Here is a 23,947-nt window from a genome sequence, read left to right on the forward strand (position 1 = left end):
GAAGCCAATCATTAAATTCGAGTAAAAAAAGCCTGAATACCAGGCTTTTTATAATGGTTAACTTTAGGAACACTTTGCTTGTAATTGAGCAATAATTTGCTCTGTTTCCTCGAAATCCGCTGCCTTGGCACCGGCAGCAAGGGCATGGCCACCACCATTATGCTCCATCGCAATGTCATTAATAACAGGGGCTTTCGAACGAAGACGCACCCGATACGTGCCGTCTTCATTTTCCACAAAGAAAACCCATGCTTTAATCCCTTCTATATCCGCGACCGCATTAACAACAGCAGAAGATTCAGTGATCGTAACGTCTCGTTCCTTCAATTGTTTTTGCGTAATGTAACCATAACCTGCTCCAACCTCTGTTAATTCAAATTGCTGCAATACATCCCCTTGAAAACGCACCAGCCGCAGAGGTTTTGTATACATCTTAGTATACAGCTCAGTTGTATCAATTTCTTTTGTTAATAATGTAGCAGCCGCGGCAAAAGTCCGGGGGGTTGTATTGGTAAAACGAAAGCGCCCTGTATCGCCGACAATACCAGCATACAACAAATAGGCAGCCACTTCACTTAATTCCCATTTCTGCTCTTCCTTAGCCTGTTCATACAATCTCACGATCATTTCACTGGTTGAACTTGCATTTGTGTCGACCCAAACCAGGTCTCCGTAAGGTTCTTCATTAGGATGATGGTCAATCTTAATTAAATAGTTACCGTTTGTATAGCGCTGATCACTAATTCTTTCCGTATTCGCTGTGTCACAGACAATAACTAGAGCCTGTTCATAAAGCCTATCATGTACCCCATCCATTTCTCCTAAAAATGCCAGCGAGGGTTCATCTTCTCCCGTTACAAGCACTGACTTATGTGGATAATTCGTTTTGACCAGTTCAGCAAGCCCTCCTTGAGAACCTAATGCATCTGGGTCTGGGCTTTCATGCCGATGAATAATAATGGTTTCGTATTCTTCAATCTTTTTAATAATTTCCGCTATCATTGTCGATCTCCTTTTATGAGGTGACGTTCATTTTGTTTGCTCTCTTCCTTCTGAAGCAAAATAGATTGGCATAAATCTGCGAACGATGTAAAATAGATGAAGCACAAGTTTGGAGGAATTTACATGAATCAACTATTGGTTATGCTTTTTAGTATTGCCTTTGTCTTCTACATTTTTAATAAAGTGAAGCAATTTCGCAGCAAGGGGCCCGCTGAAAAACGCTGGCAGCAAACAAAAGCAAATATTTCACTGGGGATGTTTGTTGGACTTTTTGGACTAAACCTATTAGTCGGCACCCGTGGGTGGGTCGAAACGATCGTAGGATTGGTTTTTGTTGGCCTCGGTAGTATAAATGTGCTTTATGGCTATAAAGCTTATAAACATTATCGCCCATATGTTCTCGAAGAAACAAGAGAACAGCAAAAAGTTCAAACGTAAAGCAGTTGAAAAGAGGTCGTCCTTTAAAAGGCGACCTCTTTATATATCTATCCAGGCTTGTTTGTTAATCAAGCTTCGCCTTCTTCACTTCCCTATGTTAGCGGTCAAGGAGCTGTGCCATTAGTAAGGCTTTACCAACAATTTCTCCTTCATGATAAAGCTCTATATCAATTTTCCCGTGTTTCCTCCCGACTTCAAGCACCTTTGCTTTAATATCAATCATACTTTCAATTTGAACAGGTTTAATAAAATACAGACTTATATTTTCAACGACTAGGTCGCCGCGTTTATATTTCCGTAGCATCCTGCTCGCTGTTTCTGTAACTAACGTCGAAAGCACACCATAAGAAATCATACCTAATTGGTTTGTCATTTGCGGAGACACATCTACTTGAAAATCGTAGTCGGAATTAGACGACACTTCCATAAATCGACTCGTAATCGCATCATCAATGGTCTCACCTACATGCGGTTGTTTTTGTACCATCTGCAGCGCTTTTAAAACATCCTGCCGGCTTATGACTCCAAGCAGTTTTCTGGCTTGGTCAACTACGGGAAACAATTCAATCCCTTCCCATACCATAAGATGAGCAACAGAAGCCACAGACGTGCGTTCACTAACGGTGATGGGCTGGCTTGTCATAACCTTTTCAATTGCTGTATGAGGCGCCGCCCCCAATACGTCCTTCGCCGCTACCATTCCTTGCACTTTCATGTCTTCATTAATGACAGGATAACGACTGTGGCCGGTGCGCTGATTAAGCTCATGCCATTTCTCCACTGAATTATCAGTCGTCAAAAAATAAGTATCCTGAAGCGGGATTAATATGTCATCGACCAGCACAATTTCTTTTTTTATGAGCTGGTCATAAATCGCCCGATTGATCATGCTTGCTACTGTAAAAGTATCATAGCTGGTCGTAATCACAGGCAGTTCCAACTCGTCGGCCAGCTGGATCACATCATCATTGGTATCAAAGCCGCCCGTGATTAACACCGCTGCCCCCGCTTCGAGCCCAAGTTTATGAACCTGGTACCGGTTTCCTACGATGAGCAAACTGCTCTGTTCGACATAGCGCATCATCGCTTCAAGTTTCATTGCTCCAATAACAAATCGATTTAACGTTTTATGCAAGCCATTCCGGCCACCAAGTACATGCCCGTCTACGATATTTACTACTTCTGCATACGTAAGTTTTTCAATATTATCTTTTTGCTTTTTTTCAATGCGGATCGTTCCAACTCGTTCAATTGTACTGACAAGTCCCTGCGTTTCTGCATCTTTAATAGCGCGATACGCTGTGCCTTCACTCACGTTCATTGCTTTTGCAATACTTCGCACTGAGATTTTTTCGCCAACACCGAGCGTGGAAATGTGCTGTAAAATCTGTTCATGCTTTGTAGCCATGCCACTCACCCTTTCATTAACCGGGAAAGAACTGTATCAATACATCTTCTTTTACTGTTACATTGTATTATACAGCCAATGAGTCCTTTACAGCAAATCAATTATTACATACGCACACGGTTCCGCGCTTTTACGGTTTGAGAATGGGCTGATTTCTGAAGCTCTTTTTTATTTCGAGTCACCTTAATAATAGCTGTTATATTCCCCACGATTACAGCGACACAGAAGACCACCCAAATACTAACAAACAGAAGTGAAGTGCCTGTTAACCGTTCTGTTAATAAAGGAGCACTATACCCAAGCAATATCAAGGCTAATAACGCACTTAATCCGTACCTTAACCGCATGCTCATCATCCTCTCTACTTTATTGCAGGTAATTCATTCTATGCATGTCCATACAGCATTCATTCACCTATCTTTACGCAATCATAGAGAAGTTGATCATTTCATTGCGAAGCCACAGGAACTGAAATAGCAAGAGTTGAAGCTATTACTTTTCCCGCTGAAATCACAGCTATTTATTCTTTTGCAAAAACAACAACTGTGACCAGAACACCCAAACGAAACAAAGAGGAGCTGTCCTGCGGTAGGACAGCTCCTCGCTTAACATGTTATAAATCGATTGTCTCTCCTGGTTCCATAGCTTTTCCTTTAGTAGGAGACAAGGAAGAAATGAACCCTTCGCCGTCCTGTTCAATAAGTGGGAACGTATTATAATGAATTGGCACGACGTAACCCGGATTTAACCATTTCACCGCCTGCTTAGCGTCTTCTGGTCCCATTGTGAAATTATCACCAATCGGCACAAAAGCCAAATCGATGGAATTCAGCTCTCCAATTAATTTAATATCACTGAATAAGCCAGTATCTCCCATGTGATAAATGGTTTTATTTTCTGCCGTAAAGAGAATCCCTGCAGGCATCCCTGTATATACAATGCGCTGGTCCTCTTCTTCTGTATAGGCAGAGCCATGGAATGCCTGCGTGAATTTCACATGACCGAATTCAAAGGTATGACCGCCACCAATATGCATAGGATGGGCGTTTACCCCTTTCCAGCCAAGATATGTCGCTAATTCAAATGGTGCGACCACAAGTGCTTCATTGCGCTTCGCAATGTCAACCGTATCGCCAACATGATCATTATGACCATGAGTAAGTAAAATAACATCTGCTTTCACTTCATCAGCGTTTAAATCACAATTCCCATTGCCTGTAATAAATGGGTCGATTAAAATAGTTGTCCCATTCGTTTCAACTTTAACTACTGAATGACCGTGAAATGAAACTTTCATTGCGTTCACTCCCACCTTATAGATTTAACTTAAATTGCCCATACTCCAATATGTATTTATCCGTTTTTAAGTAAAGTTAAACTTCTTTATAGCTGTGGCTGTGGAGACTTAGAAACCGAGAATAGCCTAGTGAAAGCGCCGAAGAATGCCCCGCCAGTTCTAAGGCGTTACATATATAAACCGTAGTACTACAGCTAGCACGTCCTCCGGTTTAACAAGGCAATTCTTGAAATAGGTCAAAAAACTGTCTTGCAACACGAACTATTGCGAGACAGCCCTTAGAACAAAATTTCATCCGTACTAGTTAAGCAGGTCATTAACATCAGCAAAAGGGAGGTCTTGAGACTCGGCTACTGCTTGATAAGTCAATTGCCCTTTTAAAGCATTGATGCCTTTTTTCAACGCTTCGTTTTGCAGGCAAGCTGCTTTATACCCTTTATTCGCAATAGCTACTGCATAGGGCACGGTTACGTTCGTTAAGGCGAGCGTTGAGGTTCGCGGAACAGCTCCAGGCATATTTGCCACCGCATAGTGTACCACCTCATGCTTTGTATAAACCGGATCATCATGGGTCGTAATGCGGTCAGTCGTTTCAAAAATCCCGCCTTGATCAATAGCAACATCAACCAGCACAGAACCAGGAGTCATCGCTTGTATCATTTCTTCGGTTACCAATTTTGGGGCCTTTGCTCCTGGTATTAGAACGGCGCCAATAACTAAATCAGCGTTAACCACACTCTCTTCAACCGTAAGCGGATTTGAGACCATTGTCTGAATATCATTTCCAAACAAATCATCTAACTCTCGGAGGCGTTTCGGGCTTAAATCGAGAATCGTGACATTTGCGCCAAGCCCGACAGCCAATTTGGCAGCATTTGTACCGACAACTCCTCCGCCAATAATTGTAACATTGCCTCGTTGAACTCCTGGTACACCAGAAAGGAGCACACCTTTACCACCTTTAGGTTTTTCTAAAAATTGGGTGCCCATCAAGGTAGACATTCGCCCTGCAACTTCACTCATCGGGGTAAGCAATGGCAGTGAGCCATCGCGGTCCTGCACTGTTTCATAGGCAATCGCAGTTACTTTAGAATCAATCAGAGCTTTTGTCAGTTCAGGTTCTGCAGCCAAATGCAAATACGTAAATAAAATTTGGCCTGCTCTAAAGAAGCGGTACTCTTCTTCAAGCGGCTCTTTTACTTTCATCACCATTTCATTATTCCAGGCCTCTTCAGCGCTAGAAACAATTGTCGCTCCAGCCTCTTGATACTGTTCATCTGTAAAGCCTGAACCAAGGCCAGCTTCTGTTTCAATGTTGACATCATGGCCATGCTCAACCATTTGCATGACGCCAGCTGGAGTCATTGCCACTCGATTTTCATTATTTTTTATTTCTCTTGGTACACCGATCTGCATTGTGCCACGCTCCCTTATTAGAATAACTAACTATTATGGACGTGTGCCCTGCCGGTGTAATACGCTTCTCTATTTTTGTGCAGGGCTCAAACCATGAATTCGTTTGCAACCTCCGCAACAAAGATAACGAATTTATCCAATTTAATCAACCTTCTTTTCCCAGAGCCATGTAAATAATTGACTTTCTCCGTTTCGATATCTTACATCAATTTTCTCTGCTGTTGGGAAGGGACCATCAATAATTCGTCGCGAGAGAGATTCTGAAGTATGGTTCTCACTAATATCTAGCTGTTCATACATTTGAGTTACTTTTTTTTCAGCACTTTCTCCCCGGATCACACGATCATTATGTTGATATTCATATGTGTTTGGATTATCAAAGCTCCATTGATACGTATCACCTTCGGCTGTTTCTACATAAACTCGGATAGCAAAAGCCTCCATTAATTCATCTGCATAAACATGCGCAGAGGGTGTAAATGCTAACAACAGAAGAAAGAATATTAGCAAATGCTTCATTTTAATCACCTCTTTATGTTTAAAGTGATCATGTTAGAAGCAATTTATTCACTAATACTCTTTGAACGACGGCGGTGAATCACATCAATGCCTCCTGTCACTTCTACGACAGACCCCGTAATCATATCCGCCTCATCCTCCGTTAAAAAAAGGACGGTTCTAGCAATATCTTCTCCACTTCCCGGGCGCCCGACCGGAGTGATATCATCATTAATTTCTTTTGCTGTTTCGATTGAAGCTTCTTTCATTTCATCCGTAATAATCCCCGGAGCCACCATATTAACTGTAATTCCATTTTCAGCTTCTTCGATTGATACTGTTTTCATAAGAGATAAGAGCCCTGTTTTAGCAGCTCCAAACGCAGAACGATACAGCCAGCCCGGCGCTGTATTCACACCTTGAAATCCATATGTAATAATTCGGCCAAATTGCTGCTCACGCATAATAGGTATCACTCGCTGGAATAAGTGAAACATAGCGGTTAAGTTCCCTTTAAGCATTTCATCCCATTCACTCACAGTATAATCTGCCAGTTTTTTACGCTCAAAAATATATGGGCCTGCGTTGTTTACTAGTACGTCTATACGACCGAACGCTTCATAAGCATGCTCAATCAGCCGATGCAAATCTTCCGGGTTGGTAACATCCCCCTGTACAAATTGGATCCGATCTGAGTAGGAGGCCCATTGATCCTGCATTTGGTTTACAGCTTCTTCATCAGAACGATAATTAATTGTGACTGAATACCCTTTCTGTAAAAAAGCTTCACTCACTTTTCTTCCCAATCCTTTTGATCCTGCTGTTACAACTACATGCCTCATAATGCTCCTCCCTCAACAGTTCTGTAATCATATACACTAAATTGTACAGAAGTTAGCTAAGGATTGTCGAATGTTTTGTCGGTTGGGCCAACATGATAAGCATTTGCTTTTTCACGTTCAACTGCTTACTCCTTCATTTACGAGTAGTTATTAGGAGGGAGCAAACTACAAAGAGGATTGAAAAGAAGAAGCTCTTTTCAATCCTTCGGCAAGTTATTGGTATCTGGGTGTTTTGTTTTTTGTTCATTTAATTTTTGTTCTTCCTTGTTATAACTGTCGTCACCCTTGTTTAATGTCGGTCCTACTTGATTATAAGCTGTTACCACTTGATCATGCACTTCCTGGTCGCCTGTTTGATACTCATCATTTGCCACTTTAAATCCCCCTTGTTAATTGGCTAGCTTGCCTGTTTCTTAAGCTTGTCTTAAGTAGAGGATATTATTCATAAAATGTCCGATTTTTCGTTCCAAATTTAGGGTATAATAGTAGTAGAAGAGAAGGCTTTCATTTTATAAGGGGGAAGGTAGTATGACAATGTATAATACGGTATTAGTTGCTGTAGACGGGTCAGAAGAGGCCAAAACCGCCTTCAAAAAAGCCTGTCAAGTTGCTATTAATAACGAATCTTCTTTGATTATTGCACACATTATTGACACTAGGACTTTTGCTACAATTGAGCAGTATGACCGTACTATTGTTTCACGCGCGGAGACGCATGGAAAAGATATGCTTGATGGGTACAAGCAACAAGCAGAAGAAAAAGGAATTAAAGATGTGAAAACGGTCGTAGATTTTGGTTCACCAAAAGTGAAAATTCCAAAAGACCTTACGAAGCGGTATGAGGTGGATTTACTCATTACCGGGGCTACAGGTTTAAATTATGTAGAACGAATGTTAATCGGAAGTGTATCAGAAGCTATTACCCGGCATGCCAACTGTGATGTATTAATTGTACGGCAAGCGGATTAATCCTCACCGTGACGACAGAATAATAATTTGTTTCAATTCCAAAGACTCTGTTTTCTTTTACCATCTATTAAAACGCCAATTAGGAGCACCCTTGATAAAAAAAGCTGCCATAGGCAGCTTTTTAAATCTTACTCCTTTGTTTCTTTCAGGTGTTCTTTAGCGTACTCGACCGCTTGTTCCACTTGTTTAAAACCAGTTCCGCCCTCACTGTTTCGGCGTGCAACCAGTGTTTCAGGCTGTAACACTTCATAAATGTCTTCTGCAAATAATGAACTAGCTTCTTTGTAGTTATCAAACGGAAGATCAAGCAAATAAATTCCTTTATCAATACATTGAAGAACCAGCTTCCCTACCACTTCATGGGCTTCTCTAAATGGCATTCCTTTGGTAGCAAGATAATCGGCAAGCTCGGTGGCATTTGAGAAGTCAGACTGAACAGCTGTCTTCATCGTTTCTGTTTGCACTTTCATTGTCTCCACCATGCCCGCAAATATATCAAGAGATCCTTTTACTGTCTCGACAGTATCAAATATACCTTCTTTATCTTCCTGCATATCTTTATTATAAGCTAGCGGCAGTCCCTTCAGCATCGTCAACAACGAGAATAAACTGCCATATACACGACCTGTTTTTCCACGCACTAATTCAGCCATGTCAGGGTTTTTCTTTTGCGGCATAATGCTGCTGCCGGTAGCAAACGTGTCATCCAGCTCCACAAACGAAAATTCTTCACTGGACCATAAAATCAACTCTTCTGCAAATCTGGACAGGTGCATCATCAGCGTAGAAGAGTTACTTAAGAACTCCAACACAAAATCCCGATCACTAACAGCATCTAAACTGTTTGAATACACGCTTTCAAACCCCAGGCTTTCGGCACTTTTTTGCCTGTCGATTGGAAATGTCGTGCCAGCAAGGGCGCCCGCACCAAGAGGTGAAATGTTCGTTCGCTTTAAGCTGTCCTGGAAGCGGTCAAAGTCGCGTGCGAGCATTTCAAAATACGCTAATAAATGATGGGCAAACGATACTGGTTGCGCACGCTGCAAATGAGTATAGCCTGGAATAAGCGTTTCTACGTTCTCAGCTGCTTGTTCTACAAGTGCTGTTTGTAAATTGTGGATTTTTGTTAAAACTTCCTGTGTCTGTTTTTTTACATATAAATGCATATCGGTTGCTACTTGGTCATTTCTGCTTCGTCCTGTATGTAGCTTGCCACCAACCGGTCCGATCAAATCAATCAAGTGCTTTTCAATATTTAAATGAATGTCTTCATTTTCAACTTTATATTCAAGCTCGCCATTTTCAGCTTTTTTTTGCAGCTGTTTTAACCCATCTGTGATCTTAGCTGCTTCCTCGCCAGTTATAATCTCTTGTTCAGCAAGCATGCTAACATGAGCTAAGCTTCCTTCGAGATCTTCTTGCACAAGCAATTGATCAAAAGGGATGGATGCGCCGAACGCATCCACCCATTCTTCTGCCTGTTTTGTAAATCTGCCGCCCCAAAGCTTGGTCATACGTTTTGCCCCTTTTTATTAACCATGCTGTGGACTTTTGTTGGTAGACCCCATAAGGAGATAAATCCGACAGCTGCATTGTGGTCAAATTCGTCTTCTGTATTGTACGTAGCAAGCTTTTCATTATACAAGGAATACTCTGATTTACGTCCTTCTACAATCGCATGGCCTTTGAAGAGCTTCACGCGCACAAGACCGGTTACGTTTTCCTGTGTTTCAGCCAAGAACGCTTCGAGCGCAGAACGGATTTGCGAGAACCAGAGGCCTTCGTAGATAACTTCAGATAGTTTCTTTTCAATTTGCGGTTTGAAGTGAGCTACTTCTTTAGGAAGCGTTAGATCTTCAAGTTCTTTGTGAGCTTTGATTAAAGTCATCGCCCCTGGGCATTCATAAACTTCACGTGATTTAATTCCGACCATGCGGTTCTCTACGTGGTCAATACGGCCAACCCCGTGTTTTCCAGCAATGTCATTCAGCTCAAGAATCAATTCGTGCAATTCATAGCTTTTTCCATTAAGTGTAACTGGCTTGCCTTTTTCAAAACCAATTTCGATCGTTTCCGCTTCATCAGGTGTTTCTTCAATTGGATTTGTTAAGTCATAAGCACCTTCTGGCGGTGTCGCCCAAGGGTCTTCAAGAATGCCGCATTCGTTGCTTCTCCCCCACAAATTCTGGTCAATAGAATATGGATTATCAAGGTCAACCGGTACTGGGATATTATGCTTTTTAGCATACTCCAATTCCTCATCACGAGACCATTGCCATTCACGTACTGGTGCTACTACTTCAAGTTCTGGGTTTAGCGCTTGAATAGAAACTTCAAAACGTACTTGGTCATTCCCTTTACCAGTACAGCCATGACCAATCGCATCTGCATTTGTTTGTTCAGCGATCTCCACTAGTTTCTTAGAAATAAGGGGACGGGACAAAGCTGAAACGAGTGGATATTTCTGTTCATACATCGTATGGGCCTGCATCGCCGGAAGTACGAATTCTTCAGCAAATTCTTTTTTAGCATCAATCGTATAAGAATGAATAGCTCCAACTTCCAACGCTTTATTTTTAACAAATTCTAAGTCTTTGCCTTCTCCTACATCAAGACCAACTGCGATCACATCATATCCGTTATCTTTTAACCATTGTATCGCCACCGATGTATCCAATCCGCCAGAATAAGCTAATACAATTTTTTTATTTGCCACTACAAAACCCTCCATAAACATGAATATAAATACTAATAATATTATTTTTATGCATTACAGGTAAAAGAAGAAAGAGAATAAAGATCCTCTTAATTAACTGCGTATGCGTATCTATCATTTGATAATCTTTACTTTATCATCGCTCTTAGCAAAAATCAATACTTATTCATTTAAAAGTATAAAAATAAATTCTTTTTAAAGTGATTTTCTATACATCCCCGTAATTATAATACATTCAGCACTGTTCTACACATGTATTTCAAAAATGTATATGCAGTTTTTTTGCTCCTAATAAGAAAGTGCGCACTTTCACTTCATAAAAAAAGGAGACATGGTATATTCCCATTAGGTCTCCTTTATCTCTCATATATTTATACAGTATTTTATTCAGTGAAGGTACTCCCGTTCAAGCGCTCTTTATCAATGATCCACCGCTTCTCATAATAATGGCGAGCTATCGTCGAGACTTGCTGGGAGAAGCGATAATTTATTGTAGCCCCTACTGCCATCCCGATGACAGGCAGTCCTTGAATTGCTTTCTTGCGCAGAGAGCTTAAAACTACTGCCTTTACAGCTTGACGCAAAGGTTGCTGCAACCAATTTGCATCAATGATATCCTCTTCTTCATCATAAAAATAAGGATCAATTTCATCGCCCATTCTCTCCTGCAGGCCTTTCCAGGCTTCTTCTCTTGCTCCTTTAGGGAGAGAAGCGGCATGAAATACACTCAAAGCAGTCATTAATTCATACGGGCTCCTGAGGTCATAGCCATAAGTCATCGCTGTGAGCTGAACCGTTCGTAAATTAATCAACAACATACAAATTAAATCAGTCCCTAGTAAGAGCGGACCGCCAAAACCAGCAGCACCACCCTGTCCGAGGGAAAGTAAACGCTGCTTTGCTGTTTGTTGAAGAAGGAGATAATTCAACTGCTCTAAACGCAGCTGGCCTAGGTCTTCTATTTGCTGGATGTCTGATTGAAAAACACGTGCCGCATTAATAAGGCGTTCTTCCGCTTCTTGATGTAGCTTTGTATTTAACGTGATAGACTGGGCATAAAATAAAAATTGGTCGATTCGATCCAACACACTTTGCTGCTTTTGTTTTGACAAGCGTTCAAATGTATCTTTCGTCCAGTTCAGCGAAAGACGCTCTGCCTCGATCGTATGATCCGTGACAAATTCAGTTTCCCACTCTTCAATGGCTCTTAATCGGTCTCGCTCCTGGTCTGTTAGTGGCATTTACTCGTTTTCCCTGCCTTTCTCTAGATCTTGTTCACGCCGGACTGTTTTTAACGTTTCAAACATTTGATCTATTCGGGTCTGCACGTAACCAAAACCTGTTTGTTCTGGATAACGTCCTTTCTCATCAGCGTTTCCTGCTTTCACACCTGTTAAGATTTCAAACCCTTCCTTAATCGATTCAACTGCCCAGATGGTAAAGCTGTCATTCTCAATAGCTTCCACCACTTCGTGGGCAAGCATCAGATTCTGGATATTTTGCTTAGGGATCATGACTCCCTGGTCTCCTGTAAGTCCTCGTTCTTTACAAATTGCAAAAAACCCTTCTATTTTTTCATTCACACCGCCAATCGGTTGAATTTCTCCAAACTGATTAACCGACCCTGTAACCGCAATATCTTGGCGGATAGGAAGACGACTAATGGAGGAAAGAAGTGCATAAAGCTCTGTACTCGAAGCACTATCCCCATCAATCATATTATAAGATTGTTCAAAGGTGATACTAGCTCCTAGGGGAATCGGGTGTGAAAAAGCAAATTCCCCCTGCAAATAACCTGATAAAATATACAGCCCTTTCGTATGAATCGGCCCTGTAAGTAGTGACTCCCGGTCAATATTCACAATTCCTTTCTGACCAACATACGTCCGGGCCGTGACCCGGTGAGGCAGCCCAAAGGAATAATTACCGGTGCGAAGAACAACAAGTCCGTTAATTTGCCCAATTTGTTCACCGCTCGTAGAAATCATTACATTGCCTTCTTCTACTGCCTCTTGCATCGTTGATTCTGTAAGACCAGAACGATAACGTCGTTCTTCCAATGCTCTTTTTATATGAGGATTTTCGATAGTGTTTGCATGCTCGCGCTCGGCCCAATAATTCGCCTCGACAAGTACTTCTGTTATCTCATGAAACCTAGTCGACATTTTCTCTTGATGACCGACAAGCCTGGATGAATAATCAATGAGGTGAGCCAGTGCTTCTTTGGTAAGGTGACGTAGTTGTTCTTTATTACAGAAAGAAGCTACAAATGAAGCGTATTCTAATTGATGATGCTTATTTCGTTCCATTTTTGTTTGAAAATCAACTTTTACTTTAAATAATTTTCGAAAGTCAGGGTCGTGACGGTACAACAGTTGATGCTGTTCTGCTGTTCCAATCAATAATAATTTTACATTTACCGGTACAGGCTCTGGTTTCATTGTTATCTTAGTCATAAGGCCCGCCTCTTCATACGGGCTTTCCATTCGTAATTCACCTGTTTTAAGGACCCGTTTCAGCGTCTGCCAAACATGGGGCTGACGTAATACATCATCCACTTGCATAATTAAATACCCGCCATTCGCTTTATGAAAGGATCCTGACTTGATCATCGTCATATCTGTTACTACAGTTCCAAAAGAGCTTTTATGGTCAATACGCCCAAAGACGTTGGAAAAAGAAGGATTAAGTTCATTGATCACTGGAGCTCCTTCTGTCTGCGAATGATCGACAAGGACATGGACGCGATATTTTGCTTCATTCGTTTGTTCCTTTTTTTGCAACATTTCTGATAAGGATGCTTCTTCTTTGTCTTTTTCTTCTTCTTTAGGGGCCATCTCCCGCCAGTGCGTAATAATATCCAGTTCAACCTCATCCAGGTATTCTTGGACATTCGCTGCCTCTGAAAACGAATCTTTTACAGCAATGATAAAGCCGCCAATCGCTTCTCGTACCGTTCGAGCTTCCATTTCCCGCCACTGGTTCTGCAAATGCTGCTTCTCCCGTTGATCTTCACGCACTCGTTCATTAACAATTTTTGTTAACTGTCTGCTTCGTTCGATCAAGGCGTCCCGCTGCCCTTTGGAAAGTTCTTTGAACGATTCTTCCTGAAAAGCTTCACCTGTTTCGGTCATAGGTACAGCCACAATTCCATTTTGCGTTCGCTGCATTGTAAACTCTTCATGATTCAGCTGTTCCTCAAGCTTCTCCCACCGTTCTTTCGACTTTTCTTCAAACTGCTGAGCCATTTTTATGCGTCTGCGTTCGAACGCTTTACTTTTTAGAACTTTTCCAATTTCCTCTTTAATATCCTGCATCATACGCTCAATTTCCGCTTGTAGCCTAGTGCCTTCACCGGCAGTCACTTGTAAGACCCGAGGATGATCAGGGTTTTTAAAATTATGCACATAAAGAAGGTCCAATGGCGTCTTTTGCTCATTCGCAATTTGCTTTGCTTTGCGTTTGGCAAATGTCGTGCGCCCCGAACCACTTTGGCCTGTTATGAATAAATTGTAACCTTCATTTTGTACTTGCAGCCCAAACTCTAACGCCTTTACCGCTCGCTCTTGTCCAATCATTCCCGCTTGTCCTTCATCAATTTCTGCGGTGGTCTGAAATGGAAACATTGAAGGATTACAATGATTGACTAATTGCTGCTTATCCACCTTTAAACTGGCACGCATTCTAAGCAGTCCCCTTCCTCTTTTTTCTACTAAAATAAAAGTATGTAAATAATTATTCTCTCTATATCATATCATAATCAGAAAAGCGAAGGGTGTTTGATAGCCGGGCGGGACGCTGCTCGGTGGCGTGGAGGTTGTGACCTCAAGCGCGGTTCACATGCGGTATCAAACCGCTTCCCCGTCTAGAAAAAAGCCAACTCATTTGAAATGCAAAAAAACCGGTCTTTGTATCGTAAAGACCGGTTTCATTAATTAATCCGTACTTATTGATTTTGCAACCGCATAGTATCGCGAGCGATCATGACTTCTTCATCCGTCGGTACTACTAACGCTTGAACAGGAGAATCTTCTTTGGTTAAGAAAGCTTCTTCCCCTCTAACTTGATTCTGTTCTTTGTCGAAGTACACACCGAGAAACTCTAAACCAGTTAACACTTTCTCACGAACGACTGTACTATTTTCGCCTACACCTGCTGTAAATATAACAGCGTCTACTCCGTTCATGGTAGCAGCATAGGTCCCAATATATTTATGAATACGTCCTGTGAAAATGTCCAGTGCTACTTGAGCTTGTTCATTTCCTTGACCAGCTTGTTCTTCCACGTCGCGCAAATCACTTGAAACACCTGTTAAGCCAAGCATTCCACTTTCTTTATTCAACGTGTGGATAACTTCATTTGCACTTTGTCCTGTTTTCTCCATAATAAATGGAATGAGGGCTGGGTCAATATTTCCAGAGCGAGTACCCATAGTAACCCCTGCTAGCGGAGTGAAGCCCATGGACGTATCTACGGAATAACCTCCGTCCACCGCTGTAATGCTTGCGCCATTACCAATATGACATGTAATAAGCTTTACTTCTTCTAACGGTTTATCAAGAAGTTCCGCAGCCCGTTGTGATACATACTTATGTGAAGTTCCGTGGAACCCGTACTTTCGAATGCCATGCTCTTGATAATATTCATAAGGAATACTGTATAAATACTTGTCCTTTGGCATTGATTGGTGGAAAGCTGTGTCAAACACTGCTACCGCTGGGACATTTGGTAAAACTTCGCGAAAGGCTCGAATTCCCGTAATATTGGCAGGGTTATGCAATGGAGCAAGCTCGGAAACTTCCTCAATACCAGCTAATACATCTTCATTAATTAAGACAGAATCTGAAAACTTCTCCCCGCCATGAACAACACGGTGCCCAATTCCATCAATGTCCTCTAATGATTCAATAATTTTATGAGCGGTTAAAGCTTCTAAAAGCGAAGAAACAGCTTCTTCGTGATTTGTAATCACTGGTGTTTGTTTTACTTTTTCTCCGTTGACTTCGATCGTAAGCTCTGGCTTTTCAAGGCCAATTCGCTCTACTACTCCTTTGGTTACAATCGTTTCTTCAGGCATCTGCAGCAATTGAAATTTAAGGGAAGAACTCCCTGCGTTGATGGCCAAGATATTTGCCATGATAAAAAATCTCCTTTATCAATACTTCATATATTCTTGAGGACGGAAAGGCTAGAAAAGCAGCAAGTATTAACTAACAGCGATTCAGTCTCCCATATACTGCAAACGAACAGGGGTCCCTCTCCGTATGCTTCGCCTTATTTCCTCTCTCATTTAAACACTTCAAACCTTTAAATTTCAAGTGAAACCCGCATTCTAACAATGATTTCTATTTATTCTGACTTGATAACGGATACAACCATACAAACTTGATACACTGAATGGCTCTTTTGACAAAACAAACTATCCCCGCGCACCACGAAGATAGTTTGTTTGGTTATTCAATATTTAATTCATCTTTTAGCCAGTTGTTAATTTGCTTCATCATATCAGCTAATGCGTCTTCACGTGTAAAGGAAGGAAGTTCAGCTAATAAAGCTTGACGAGGCTGAATGACGTTCGGGCCTTTCTTTTGCAAGATCCAAATGCTTTTTGCATGCTTTTCATCTTTAAACATCGTTCGTGGAAGCTGCAGAAGACCTAATATAACTGCCTTTTCTTTGACATATTCATGTAACTTCTTGGCTTCTTCCGTCTGAAACATTGAATTGGGCACAAGCACCATCAAGTGACCGCCTGGTTTTAACACTTCAATTCCCCGCTCAATCAACAAATGATGAGCCAAAGAGTGAGACGATTCAGCGCTCAGTTGGAATCGCTTAGCCACCTCGTCTTTCGTGTAGTATCCGACCGGAAGATCTGACACGACCATATCAACATTCTGGGCATTCAATTGTTCAATGGAATCCTGATGGTACAATTGTAGCTGGTGAGCTTGCAAATTAGCTTGAGTGTAAGCAACTTTAAGCAACGTGTCATCCACTTCAGCCCCATAAGGCTCTATTTGCAACGCTTGTTGATTTAACAGAGCCATCATTAAATTACCCGTTCCCACAGCAGGATCGAGCAAAGTGATTCTCTTTTGACCTGCCGAGAAGCGGTTCACAAGATAACTCAAAAATAAGGCTACCGCATCCGGCGTCATAGCGTGATGAGGCTGGACCGCTTCTTTCATTCCTTTCACTACAGCTAACTGAAATGCGCGGCGGATGTCTTCTTTGGCCGCACCTTCAAATGGATACGTTGAAAGAAGTTCATTCGCCTCCTGCTTTTTTTCTGCGGACAAAGCCTCCTGCACCACTGCCTGTTGAAAGAAATTTTCGCCTGCTTCTGCAATAGATTCAAGATAGGTCAACTCAGTTGCTTCTTGAATGAGGGAAGCCATTTGATCTAAACCGTTATATAACTCTTCTACATTTAACATGGCTCATGTCACCTCTATTTCGATTCACTAGTCCGAGCTTCATTGTAACAGAGAACGTTCACTGGCAAAAGTTGAATGAAGAAGCAGTATAATCCTATCTCATGTTTAATTAATATATAAGGCTGATTACGCATTTGTTATTGTTTTTGTTTCAAACCCCAGAAAGCAAAAGGAGGGAACTCCAGCGGCATTCAAAGAAGAGATCACCTTAGCTCCTAGGAAACAGCCAATTATAATAAGAAAAACCTTCTAAAGGTTAACGCCGCCTCCTCTTTCAAATTTATATTAATAAGTCTTTCTTCAATTATTTCTTGACTCACACTGTCCATTCGAGGTACAATGTACGCTGTGTAAAAGACAGCCGGGGTGAACCTGGCATGGAACTATTTCATTGTGTTCCTTCTCATCCCGCGGCAATAAGATGATGAAGGAGTATCACGTAACCCCTCGCTGTCGGGGCGAAGATGCATGAAAACACAATGGCCTGCCTGGAAGAGCCACTGTTCGTCTTTTTCCAACTATTTAATTGGAAAAAAGGAGGATTCATCCATGTCTCGTTTTACTGGATCCACATGGAAGAAATCACGCCGCCTTGGAATTTCTCTAAGCGGTACTGGAAAAGAACTTGAAAAGCGCCCTTACCCACCGGGAGAACACGGGCCAACACAACGTAAAAAAATGTCTGAATACGGACTTCAGCTTCAAGAAAAGCAAAAGCTCCGTTTTATGTATGGTTTAAATGAGCGCCAGTTCCGCAGCATCTTTGATGAAGCAGGACGCATGAAAGGCGTTCACGGTGAAAACTTCATGACTCTACTTGAGTCCCGCCTTGACAACCTTGTGTATCGTCTCGGCTTTGCCCGCACACGTCGCGGTGCTCGCCAGCTCGTTAACCATGGTCACGTTACAGTGGATGGCGGACGTGTAGATATCCCATCTTACCGTGTGAAGCCAGGGCAAGCCATTGGCCTTCGTGAAAAATCACGTAATCTTGATTCTGTAAAAGATGCACGTGAAGCGCTCACGTTTGTTCCTGAATATTTAGACCTTGACGAAGATAAGCTTGAAGCAACGTACACTCGTCTTCCTGAGCGTTCCGAGCTTCCTTCTGAAATTACAGAAGCTCTTATCGTTGAGTTCTACTCTCGTTAAGCTCTACCATAAACACCTTGCGGATAAAACGCAGGGTGTTTTTTTATATCCTGCTTACACGTGTAAAAGTGTTCTACTTCAGCTTCATCCATCATACTCCCCCTGTGTATTCACTTTCTTATTCATAAAATAAGCCCTATAAGATTTACATAAAAAAATATTGAGTTATTAATGTAAGTTATCGTATGTAACTACATCCATTTAGTTTATGGGAAGAACATACGAGAAAACCTCATAGTAAGTAGCTTTTCGGCGTGTAAACTAAGGGTTTACAATAAAAAACGAATCGTTTATAGTACCTGTTTTCCCTTCGCTGTATAATTAAGGTATTGATTAGGGAAGGGGCATTGGTATTTATGGAGTTGGGCAGCCAATTAAAAAGACTTAGAGAAGAGTACAATATGTCACAAGAAGAATTATCTAAAAAGTTGGGTGTTTCTCGGCAAGCGGTTTATAAGTGGGAAAGCAACAAAGGTTATCCTGATATTGAAAACCTAATTGAACTGAGTGAAATTTTCAATGTAACTATTGATGAGATAATCAAAAAAGATGATAAGTTGATTAAAAAGATAAATGTCGATGAAGAAAAAAGCACTTTTAGTGATGCCGGATTTTATGTAGGATTGGTCATTATGTTTTTTGGTATTTTCACCAATTTCGGCTCTGTGTCCACCATTTTTATGTTTATTGGGATTGCAATTATTGCATTATATAAGGATATTTTGAATGTGCTAAAAGATTTTATTAAAGATTTAAAGAGAACAGTGAAGGATTGACCAATTTTCATGATGATGGAAGGTCCTAATTAAAATTGGTGTTTCCGGAATCAAAAAGTAGAAGTATATAAATGTAACCTTCACTGACTGCAATAAACAAGCCAGCCATGATGCTTTGCCTCGTCATGGCTGGCTTTATCTTATAAGAAAATACAGAGCTGGTCTTTAGTTTTTAAAGTCTACAAGGAAATACTTTTTCTTGCCGCGTCGTAAAATGGTAAAACGCTCATCTATTTGATCTTCGCTGCCAATTTCCTTCGCAAGATCCTGGCACCTTTCCCCATTTATATACACCGCTCCATTTTGAATATCTTCTCTAGCCTGTCGTTTGGAAGAAACAATCTCTGCGTGAATCAACAATTCAACCAATGGAATTGTATCTTCTTCTGCTTTATATGTCGGAACGTCCTTAAAGCCTTGTTCGATTTCTTCTGCACTAAGCTTCGTTAGTGCCCCTCCGCCAAACAAAGCTTGAGAAATGTTTTGCGCTTGTTCTAGTGCAGTTATCCCGTGCACAAATTTAGTCACCTCTTCAGCTAACCGGCGCTGTGCTTTTCGTTCTTCGGGACGTTCCTCCAACTCTTCTTCCAAGCCTTTGATCTCGCTTTCCTCAAGGAAGGTAAAGTAACGTATAAACTTAATGACGTCCCGGTCGTCGACATTAATTAAGAATTGATAAAACTCGTAAGGAGAAGTTTTGGCAGGGTCTAACCAAATTGCCCCGCCTTCTGATTTACCAAATTTGCTACCATCCGCTTTTGTAACCAACGGAATCGTAAATCCATAGGCATCAATAGCTTCTTCCTCTTCTTCTGCATTCATGCGGCGAATAAGCTCTAAGCCAGCCGTAATGTTACCCCATTGGTCACTGCCGCCCATTTGCAGTTTGACTTTCTTTTCCGCATTCAAACGGTAAAAGTCATATGATTGAAGCATCATATACGTAAATTCTGTAAAGGAAATGCCGCTTTCTAAACGCGAATCTACCGTTTCTTTTGCTAGCATGTAATTGACACTGAAATGTTTTCCTACGTCTCGTAAAAACTCAACAAGCCGCATCTCCCCCAGCCAATCGTAGTTATTAACTAGCTCAGCGCCTACTTCTCCTTCAAAATCGAGATATTTTGCAAGTTGGGCTTGAATACGCTCTACCCAGGATCTTACGACTGTTTCTTCATTTAAGGTTCGTTCAGCCGTTTTACCGCTTGGATCGCCAATCAGCCCAGTAGCACCTCCTACAAGGGCGTATGGTTTGTGGCCAGCTAACTGAAAGCGTCGCAAGGTAACAATCGTTAATAAATGACCAATATGAAGACTGTCTCCGGTCGGGTCAAAGCCACAATATAAACCAACCGACTCTTGGCTTAATGTCTTATTCAAATTTTCTCGGTCTGTCACTTGGTTCACAAGGCCTCTTTGTTCTAAATCTTGTAACACTGACATTTTTATTCCTCCTATACATGTAACGGCAGTTATCCTGCAAATACTTTCCTGAACATGAGAAAGATAGCGGTGTTAAAACACAAAAAAACTCCTCCCTGCAAAAGGGACGAGTTATGGTCGCGGTACCACCCTTATTAGAAGCCAGTCTGGACACCGGCTTCTCACTTTCTTTGTGATAACGGTACAACCGTTTTCCACTACTCAGTGCATTTTCGCAGAAAAAGTTCAGGAAGGTAATTCACTTCACCTTATGTGCCGCATCTCAGCAAAAACGGCTCTCTGTGTACAGGGAAGGAGCAAGCTAGGATTTATTTCCATCGTTACTTTTATTTATGTTTACTATTCTATCAACAGTTTTTACCATACTTTTTTATAAAATGCAACATTGTTCATCATTATTTCACCTTACCGATAGGAAGCATAGCTGCTTTATGCTATAATTACAATGATATTTTAGGGGGAATAACATGCGCCAATTTTTAGACCGAATGAACGAAAAACTTGATACATGGGCGAATACGAGAGTAGTTCGGGGTGTTAATATTACCTCGCACGTTGTCTGGAATCTTATTCTTATCTTTTTTGTTCTTATTTTTATGCTCGTATTTTTTGTTGGAGCCGCCGGTGCAGGTTATTTTGTGTCACTCGTAGAGGATGAATCGGTGCAAGAAAGCGAAGAAATGCTCGATGAAGTGTATAACTATGACGAGATTAGCGAGGTCTATTTTGCTAATGATGAATACTTAGGAGAATTGCCTGCGGACCTTGAGCGCCGAGTGGTTACCTTGGATGAAGTCTCAGAGCACCTTAAACAGGCTATTATTGCAACCGAAGATGAATATTTTTATGAGCATGAGGGTATTGTACCAAAGGCCATATTCCGTGCTACTTATCAGGAAGTAGCAAACGCGGGCAACCAAACAGGAGGAAGTACGCTTACACAACAACTCGTAAAAAACCAGCTCCTCTCCCCTGAAGTGTCCTTTGAGCGAAAGGCTCAGGAAATTATGCTCGCCATGCGGCTTGAGAATTTCATGGAAAAAGATGAAATCCTCGAAGCTTATTTGAATGTCGTTCCTTTTGGCCGAAATGCCTCTGGCCGAAATATTGCCGGCGTACAATCAGCGGCTGAAGGAATCTTTGGAGTGGATGCTTCAGATTTAAACATAGCTCAATCCGCTTTCATTGCTGGCCTGCCGCAAAGCCCGTTTGGCTATTCGCCTTTTGAGGCTAATGGGGCCGTAAAAGAAAATTTTGATGCTGGGTTAAATCGAATGCAAACAGTGCTAAACCGTATGGAACGAAGCGGCTATATCGATGAAGATGAACACGAAGAAGCTCTTGATTATGATATTCGCGGAGATTTGACAGAAGCTGCTCCTAATCCTTTTGATGAGTATCCTTATGTTGCTTATGAGACAGCTTCTCAGGCTAGCAGCATTTTAATGCAGAAACGACTTGAAGAAGATGATGTAGATTTAGATAGTTTAGAAGGTGAAGAACGCCAGGAGACAATTGACACCTATCGCCAAGAAGCTCAGGCTGAACTTAGACAGCAAGGCTATGTTGTTCATACAACGATTGACAAAGACATTTATGATGCGATGCAAGAAGCAGTAGCCGGTGATCAATGGTTTGGTCCTACAGACGAACATGGTGACCCAGAACAAGTTGGGGCAGCTTTAATTGATAACCAAACTGGTGCCTTGTTAAGTTTTGTTGGAGGACGAGATCATGAGATCGAAGCTCAAAACATGGCTACTCAAGGTGGAAGACCTGTCGGCTCTACAGTTAAACCTTATCTATCTTATGCGCCAGCTTTAGAGCGCGGAGAAATTCATCCAGGGCAAATTGTTCCTGACGTACCTAGCACATACAGTGAAGGTGAAGAAGTTTCAAACTTTGACAATCAACATAGTGGCTTTCTACCAGTTCGAGAATCGATTGAACAGTCCCGCAATATTCCGGCTGTTCGAAGCCTGCAATTACTAGATGAAGGAGCTGACTATGAAGCATCTAACCTTGTTCAAAATGAAGAGGTTTACGAAGGGTTAGATAACCTCGGCATTCCAAGAGAAGAAGTTTGGGAACCGTATGCCCTTGGTTCATTAGAACTCTCGGTTGTAGATAACACAAATGCTTTTCAAGCTCTAGCAAATCAAGGCCAATATCAAGAAGCCTATATGATTGAAAGTATCGAGACCAGAGATGGTGAAGTTATTTACGAACATGAACCAGAGTCCAGAGAAGCTTTCTCAGAAGAAACAGCGTATATGATGACTGATATGCTGCGCGGTGTGTTAACGAATGGAACAGCAAGTGGCCTGCCAAATATGATGAACACGGGCGGAGATTGGGCTGGAAAAACGGGAACCACAGGTGAATTTCGAGACTCTTGGTTTGTCGGATATAATCCTGAAGTTACCTTAGGAACTTGGATTGGTTACCCTCAAAACACCCAGATTTCAAGAAATGTGAATGGAATGGATTATAGCCCAAGAACTCAACAAATTTGGGCCAATCTCTTGAATGCAGCAAATGATGCGAATGTAGAGGCGATTGCAGCTGAGAGTTCCTTTGAACAGCCTGAAACAGTGGTCACACAATCCATTTGCGGAATTTCTGGCTTGCTCCCATCCAGCCGTTGTCAAGAAGCTGGGTTTGTGGAAACTGATCTTATGAACCAGGCATTTATCCCAACAGAAGTAGACAACAGTTTAGATAACATTGAATATGTAACGATCAATGATCAGCCGTATAGAGCTTATTCTTCTACTCCAGGGGAATTCACCCAATCTGGGGTAGGTATTGATGAACAATACTTTGATATTGACGATGTCGACGAGTATTTACCAGGAAATCTAACCGATAATGTAGTTCCTGACCGAGAAGCTCCTACCAATGACTGGACACCTAGCGAAGTGTCCGGCGTCAGCATCAATGGCGGGAACGTCACGTGGAATCAACACCCGGATAATGACATTATTGGTTATCGTATTTACCGAGCAGTGAGCGAAGGCAGTTCTTTTGCTGCTGTAGATACAGTCATAGGGAACACTGAAACGTCATATAGCGGCTCACCCGGATATGCGTATTACGTGACAGCTGTCGATAGCCAGGGACGGGAATCTAATTCTTCAGGTACTGCAGAACCTGGGCAGTGGGCAGACCCTTCTGCCCCTGAAGAGGAGGACGAGGAGGACGAAACGATCGAAGAACCATCCGAACCCCCAGTAGATGATTCTCCTGAAAATGAGGACGGAGAAGAGGCACCGCCTGAAGGCAACGGTCCTGACAATGGTGATGGCACAGAACCTGAAGAACCTGAAGAACCTGAAACACCTAACAACGGCGATGATAACGGCAACGGTGATGATAACAGTAATGACGAAGAGCCCGAGCCCGAAGAAGATAACGGTAATGAAGAAGAGGATTCCGACGAAGACGAGGGCGATGAGGGATAAAGAGTTTACGTGATCTTTTCTCGTAAACGATAAAGAAGTAAGTGTTGTGCTAAAATTAAGGCCACCAGCAGAGTTAAAGTGCTCTG

Annotated in this window: 20 protein-coding genes and 1 other annotated feature; of the genes, 5 read left to right on the top strand and 15 right to left on the bottom strand. The window is 41.8% G+C overall.

Translation table 11 applies throughout. From position 1 onward, the window contains the following. Positions 1 to 63 precede the first annotated feature (63 nt). Positions 64 to 1,002, bottom strand: a complete 939-nt coding sequence (locus D469_RS0102185) for a DHH family phosphoesterase (RefSeq protein ID WP_018921722.1) — start codon at positions 1,000 to 1,002, stop codon at positions 64 to 66. 123 nt (positions 1,003 to 1,125) lie between these two features. Here D469_RS0102185 and D469_RS0102190 point away from each other — a divergent pair, with 123 nt between their 5' ends. Then, positions 1,126 to 1,440, top strand: coding sequence for a YtpI family protein (locus D469_RS0102190; protein ID WP_018921723.1), 315 nt, complete (start codon positions 1,126 to 1,128; stop codon positions 1,438 to 1,440). Positions 1,441 to 1,537: 97 nt separating this feature from the next. Here the strand turns inward: D469_RS0102190 and D469_RS0102195 are convergent, their stop codons facing one another. The 7 genes from D469_RS0102195 to D469_RS21915 form a co-directional block, all read right to left on the bottom strand. Then, entirely contained in the window at positions 1,538 to 2,848 is a 1,311-nt protein-coding gene (locus D469_RS0102195; RefSeq protein ID WP_018921724.1) for a CBS domain-containing protein, read from the bottom strand. Positions 2,849 to 2,952: 104 nt separating this feature from the next. Continuing rightward, complete coding sequence (locus tag D469_RS0102200; RefSeq protein ID WP_018921725.1) at positions 2,953 to 3,195, bottom strand: hypothetical protein; 243 nt, start codon at positions 3,193 to 3,195, stop codon at positions 2,953 to 2,955. 266 nt (positions 3,196 to 3,461) lie between these two features. Next, a complete protein-coding gene (locus D469_RS0102205; protein ID WP_018921726.1) occupies positions 3,462 to 4,145 on the bottom strand; it encodes a metal-dependent hydrolase in 684 nt (227 codons plus the stop codon). Between the two features lie 300 nt (positions 4,146 to 4,445). Continuing rightward, positions 4,446 to 5,561: an alanine dehydrogenase gene (ald, locus tag D469_RS0102210; RefSeq protein WP_018921727.1), complete on the bottom strand. Its 1,116-nt coding sequence runs from the start codon at positions 5,559 to 5,561 to the stop codon at positions 4,446 to 4,448. A gap of 141 nt (positions 5,562 to 5,702) precedes the next feature. Next, on the bottom strand, positions 5,703 to 6,080 hold the full coding sequence (locus D469_RS0102215) for a hypothetical protein (protein WP_018921728.1): 378 nt from the start codon (positions 6,078 to 6,080) through the stop codon (positions 5,703 to 5,705). A gap of 44 nt (positions 6,081 to 6,124) precedes the next feature. Continuing rightward, positions 6,125 to 6,901, bottom strand: coding sequence for an SDR family oxidoreductase (locus D469_RS0102220; protein WP_018921729.1), 777 nt, complete (start codon positions 6,899 to 6,901; stop codon positions 6,125 to 6,127). A gap of 197 nt (positions 6,902 to 7,098) precedes the next feature. Next, positions 7,099 to 7,275 carry a hypothetical protein gene (locus D469_RS21915; protein WP_018921730.1) on the bottom strand — a complete coding sequence of 59 codons (177 nt, stop codon included), beginning with the start codon at positions 7,273 to 7,275 and terminating at the stop codon, positions 7,099 to 7,101. 154 nt (positions 7,276 to 7,429) lie between these two features. Here D469_RS21915 and D469_RS0102230 point away from each other — a divergent pair, with 154 nt between their 5' ends. Beyond that, the gene (locus D469_RS0102230) at positions 7,430 to 7,870 is read left to right on the top strand and encodes a universal stress protein (protein WP_018921731.1); all 441 of its coding nucleotides are present in this window, start codon (positions 7,430 to 7,432) and stop codon (positions 7,868 to 7,870) included. Positions 7,871 to 7,998: 128 nt separating this feature from the next. On the opposite strand, the gene argH is transcribed toward D469_RS0102230, so the two are convergent. The 6 genes from argH to D469_RS0102265 all read right to left on the bottom strand — a co-directional run bounded on the left by argH (position 7,999) and on the right by D469_RS0102265 (position 17,026). Further along, positions 7,999 to 9,384: an argininosuccinate lyase gene (argH, locus tag D469_RS0102235; RefSeq protein ID WP_018921732.1), complete on the bottom strand. Its 1,386-nt coding sequence runs from the start codon at positions 9,382 to 9,384 to the stop codon at positions 7,999 to 8,001. Then, a complete protein-coding gene (locus D469_RS0102240) occupies positions 9,381 to 10,601 on the bottom strand; it encodes an argininosuccinate synthase (protein ID WP_040606453.1) in 1,221 nt (406 codons plus the stop codon). Before D469_RS0102240 ends, argH begins: the two co-directional genes overlap by 4 nt. 368 nt (positions 10,602 to 10,969) lie before the next feature. Continuing rightward, positions 10,970 to 11,827, bottom strand: a complete 858-nt coding sequence (locus D469_RS0102250; protein ID WP_018921734.1) for an EcsC family protein — start codon at positions 11,825 to 11,827, stop codon at positions 10,970 to 10,972. After that, positions 11,828 to 14,269 carry a Lon protease family protein gene (locus D469_RS0102255; protein ID WP_018921735.1) on the bottom strand — a complete coding sequence of 814 codons (2,442 nt, stop codon included), beginning with the start codon at positions 14,267 to 14,269 and terminating at the stop codon, positions 11,828 to 11,830. It lies immediately after the preceding gene. A gap of 263 nt (positions 14,270 to 14,532) precedes the next feature. Further along, positions 14,533 to 15,723, bottom strand: coding sequence for an acetate kinase (locus tag D469_RS0102260; protein WP_018921736.1), 1,191 nt, complete (start codon positions 15,721 to 15,723; stop codon positions 14,533 to 14,535). A 316-nt stretch (positions 15,724 to 16,039) separates the two neighbouring features. Next, complete coding sequence (locus D469_RS0102265; RefSeq protein WP_018921737.1) at positions 16,040 to 17,026, bottom strand: class I SAM-dependent methyltransferase; 987 nt, start codon at positions 17,024 to 17,026, stop codon at positions 16,040 to 16,042. Between the two features lie 549 nt (positions 17,027 to 17,575). Here D469_RS0102265 and rpsD point away from each other — a divergent pair. After that, positions 17,576 to 18,178 carry a 30S ribosomal protein S4 gene (rpsD, locus tag D469_RS0102270; protein WP_018921738.1) on the top strand — a complete coding sequence of 201 codons (603 nt, stop codon included), beginning with the start codon at positions 17,576 to 17,578 and terminating at the stop codon, positions 18,176 to 18,178. 356 nt (positions 18,179 to 18,534) lie between these two features. Further along, entirely contained in the window at positions 18,535 to 18,954 is a 420-nt protein-coding gene (locus tag D469_RS0102280; RefSeq protein WP_018921740.1) for a helix-turn-helix transcriptional regulator, read from the top strand. A 165-nt stretch (positions 18,955 to 19,119) separates the two neighbouring features. Here the strand turns inward: D469_RS0102280 and tyrS are convergent, their stop codons facing one another. Next, on the bottom strand, positions 19,120 to 20,397 hold the full coding sequence (tyrS, locus tag D469_RS0102285) for a tyrosine--tRNA ligase (protein ID WP_018921741.1): 1,278 nt from the start codon (positions 20,395 to 20,397) through the stop codon (positions 19,120 to 19,122). A 99-nt stretch (positions 20,398 to 20,496) separates the two neighbouring features. Beyond that, positions 20,497 to 20,727: a binding site (T-box leader), on the bottom strand. Positions 20,728 to 20,864: 137 nt separating this feature from the next. On the opposite strand from tyrS, the gene D469_RS19430 reads away from it, so the two are divergent. Next, positions 20,865 to 23,861 (top strand): transglycosylase domain-containing protein, encoded by a 2,997-nt coding sequence (locus tag D469_RS19430; RefSeq protein WP_018921742.1) that lies wholly within the window; start codon positions 20,865 to 20,867, stop codon positions 23,859 to 23,861. Positions 23,862 to 23,947: the final 86 nt, after the last annotated feature.

Origin of the sequence: Salsuginibacillus kocurii DSM 18087, from assembly GCF_000377705.1 — a bacterium.
Taxonomy (GTDB): Bacteria; Bacillota; Bacilli; order Bacillales; family Marinococcaceae; genus Salsuginibacillus; species Salsuginibacillus kocurii.

Bases quoted from the DNA above. Each gene is read 5' to 3' on its own strand.
- D469_RS0102185 (WP_018921722.1), bottom strand. From the start codon at position 1,002: ATGATAGCGGAAATTATTAAAAAGATTGAAGAATACGAAACCATTATT.
- D469_RS0102190 (WP_018921723.1), top strand. From the start codon at position 1,126: ATGAATCAACTATTGGTTATGCTTTTTAGTATTGCCTTTGTCTTCTAC.
- D469_RS0102195 (WP_018921724.1), bottom strand. From the start codon at position 2,848: ATGGCTACAAAGCATGAACAGATTTTACAGCACATTTCCACGCTCGGT.
- D469_RS0102200 (WP_018921725.1), bottom strand. From the start codon at position 3,195: ATGCGGTTAAGGTACGGATTAAGTGCGTTATTAGCCTTGATATTGCTT.
- D469_RS0102205 (WP_018921726.1), bottom strand. From the start codon at position 4,145: ATGAAAGTTTCATTTCACGGTCATTCAGTAGTTAAAGTTGAAACGAAT.
- ald (WP_018921727.1), bottom strand. From the start codon at position 5,561: ATGCAGATCGGTGTACCAAGAGAAATAAAAAATAATGAAAATCGAGTG.
- D469_RS0102215 (WP_018921728.1), bottom strand. From the start codon at position 6,080: ATGAAGCATTTGCTAATATTCTTTCTTCTGTTGTTAGCATTTACACCC.
- D469_RS0102220 (WP_018921729.1), bottom strand. From the start codon at position 6,901: ATGAGGCATGTAGTTGTAACAGCAGGATCAAAAGGATTGGGAAGAAAA.
- D469_RS0102230 (WP_018921731.1), top strand. From the start codon at position 7,430: ATGACAATGTATAATACGGTATTAGTTGCTGTAGACGGGTCAGAAGAG.
- argH (WP_018921732.1), bottom strand. From the start codon at position 9,384: ATGACCAAGCTTTGGGGCGGCAGATTTACAAAACAGGCAGAAGAATGG.
- D469_RS0102240 (WP_040606453.1), bottom strand. From the start codon at position 10,601: ATGGAGGGTTTTGTAGTGGCAAATAAAAAAATTGTATTAGCTTATTCT.
- D469_RS0102250 (WP_018921734.1), bottom strand. From the start codon at position 11,827: ATGCCACTAACAGACCAGGAGCGAGACCGATTAAGAGCCATTGAAGAG.
- D469_RS0102255 (WP_018921735.1), bottom strand. From the start codon at position 14,269: ATGCGTGCCAGTTTAAAGGTGGATAAGCAGCAATTAGTCAATCATTGT.
- D469_RS0102260 (WP_018921736.1), bottom strand. From the start codon at position 15,723: ATGGCAAATATCTTGGCCATCAACGCAGGGAGTTCTTCCCTTAAATTT.
- D469_RS0102265 (WP_018921737.1), bottom strand. From the start codon at position 17,026: ATGTTAAATGTAGAAGAGTTATATAACGGTTTAGATCAAATGGCTTCC.
- rpsD (WP_018921738.1), top strand. From the start codon at position 17,576: ATGTCTCGTTTTACTGGATCCACATGGAAGAAATCACGCCGCCTTGGA.
- D469_RS0102280 (WP_018921740.1), top strand. From the start codon at position 18,535: ATGGAGTTGGGCAGCCAATTAAAAAGACTTAGAGAAGAGTACAATATG.
- tyrS (WP_018921741.1), bottom strand. From the start codon at position 20,397: ATGTCAGTGTTACAAGATTTAGAACAAAGAGGCCTTGTGAACCAAGTG.
- D469_RS19430 (WP_018921742.1), top strand. From the start codon at position 20,865: ATGCGCCAATTTTTAGACCGAATGAACGAAAAACTTGATACATGGGCG.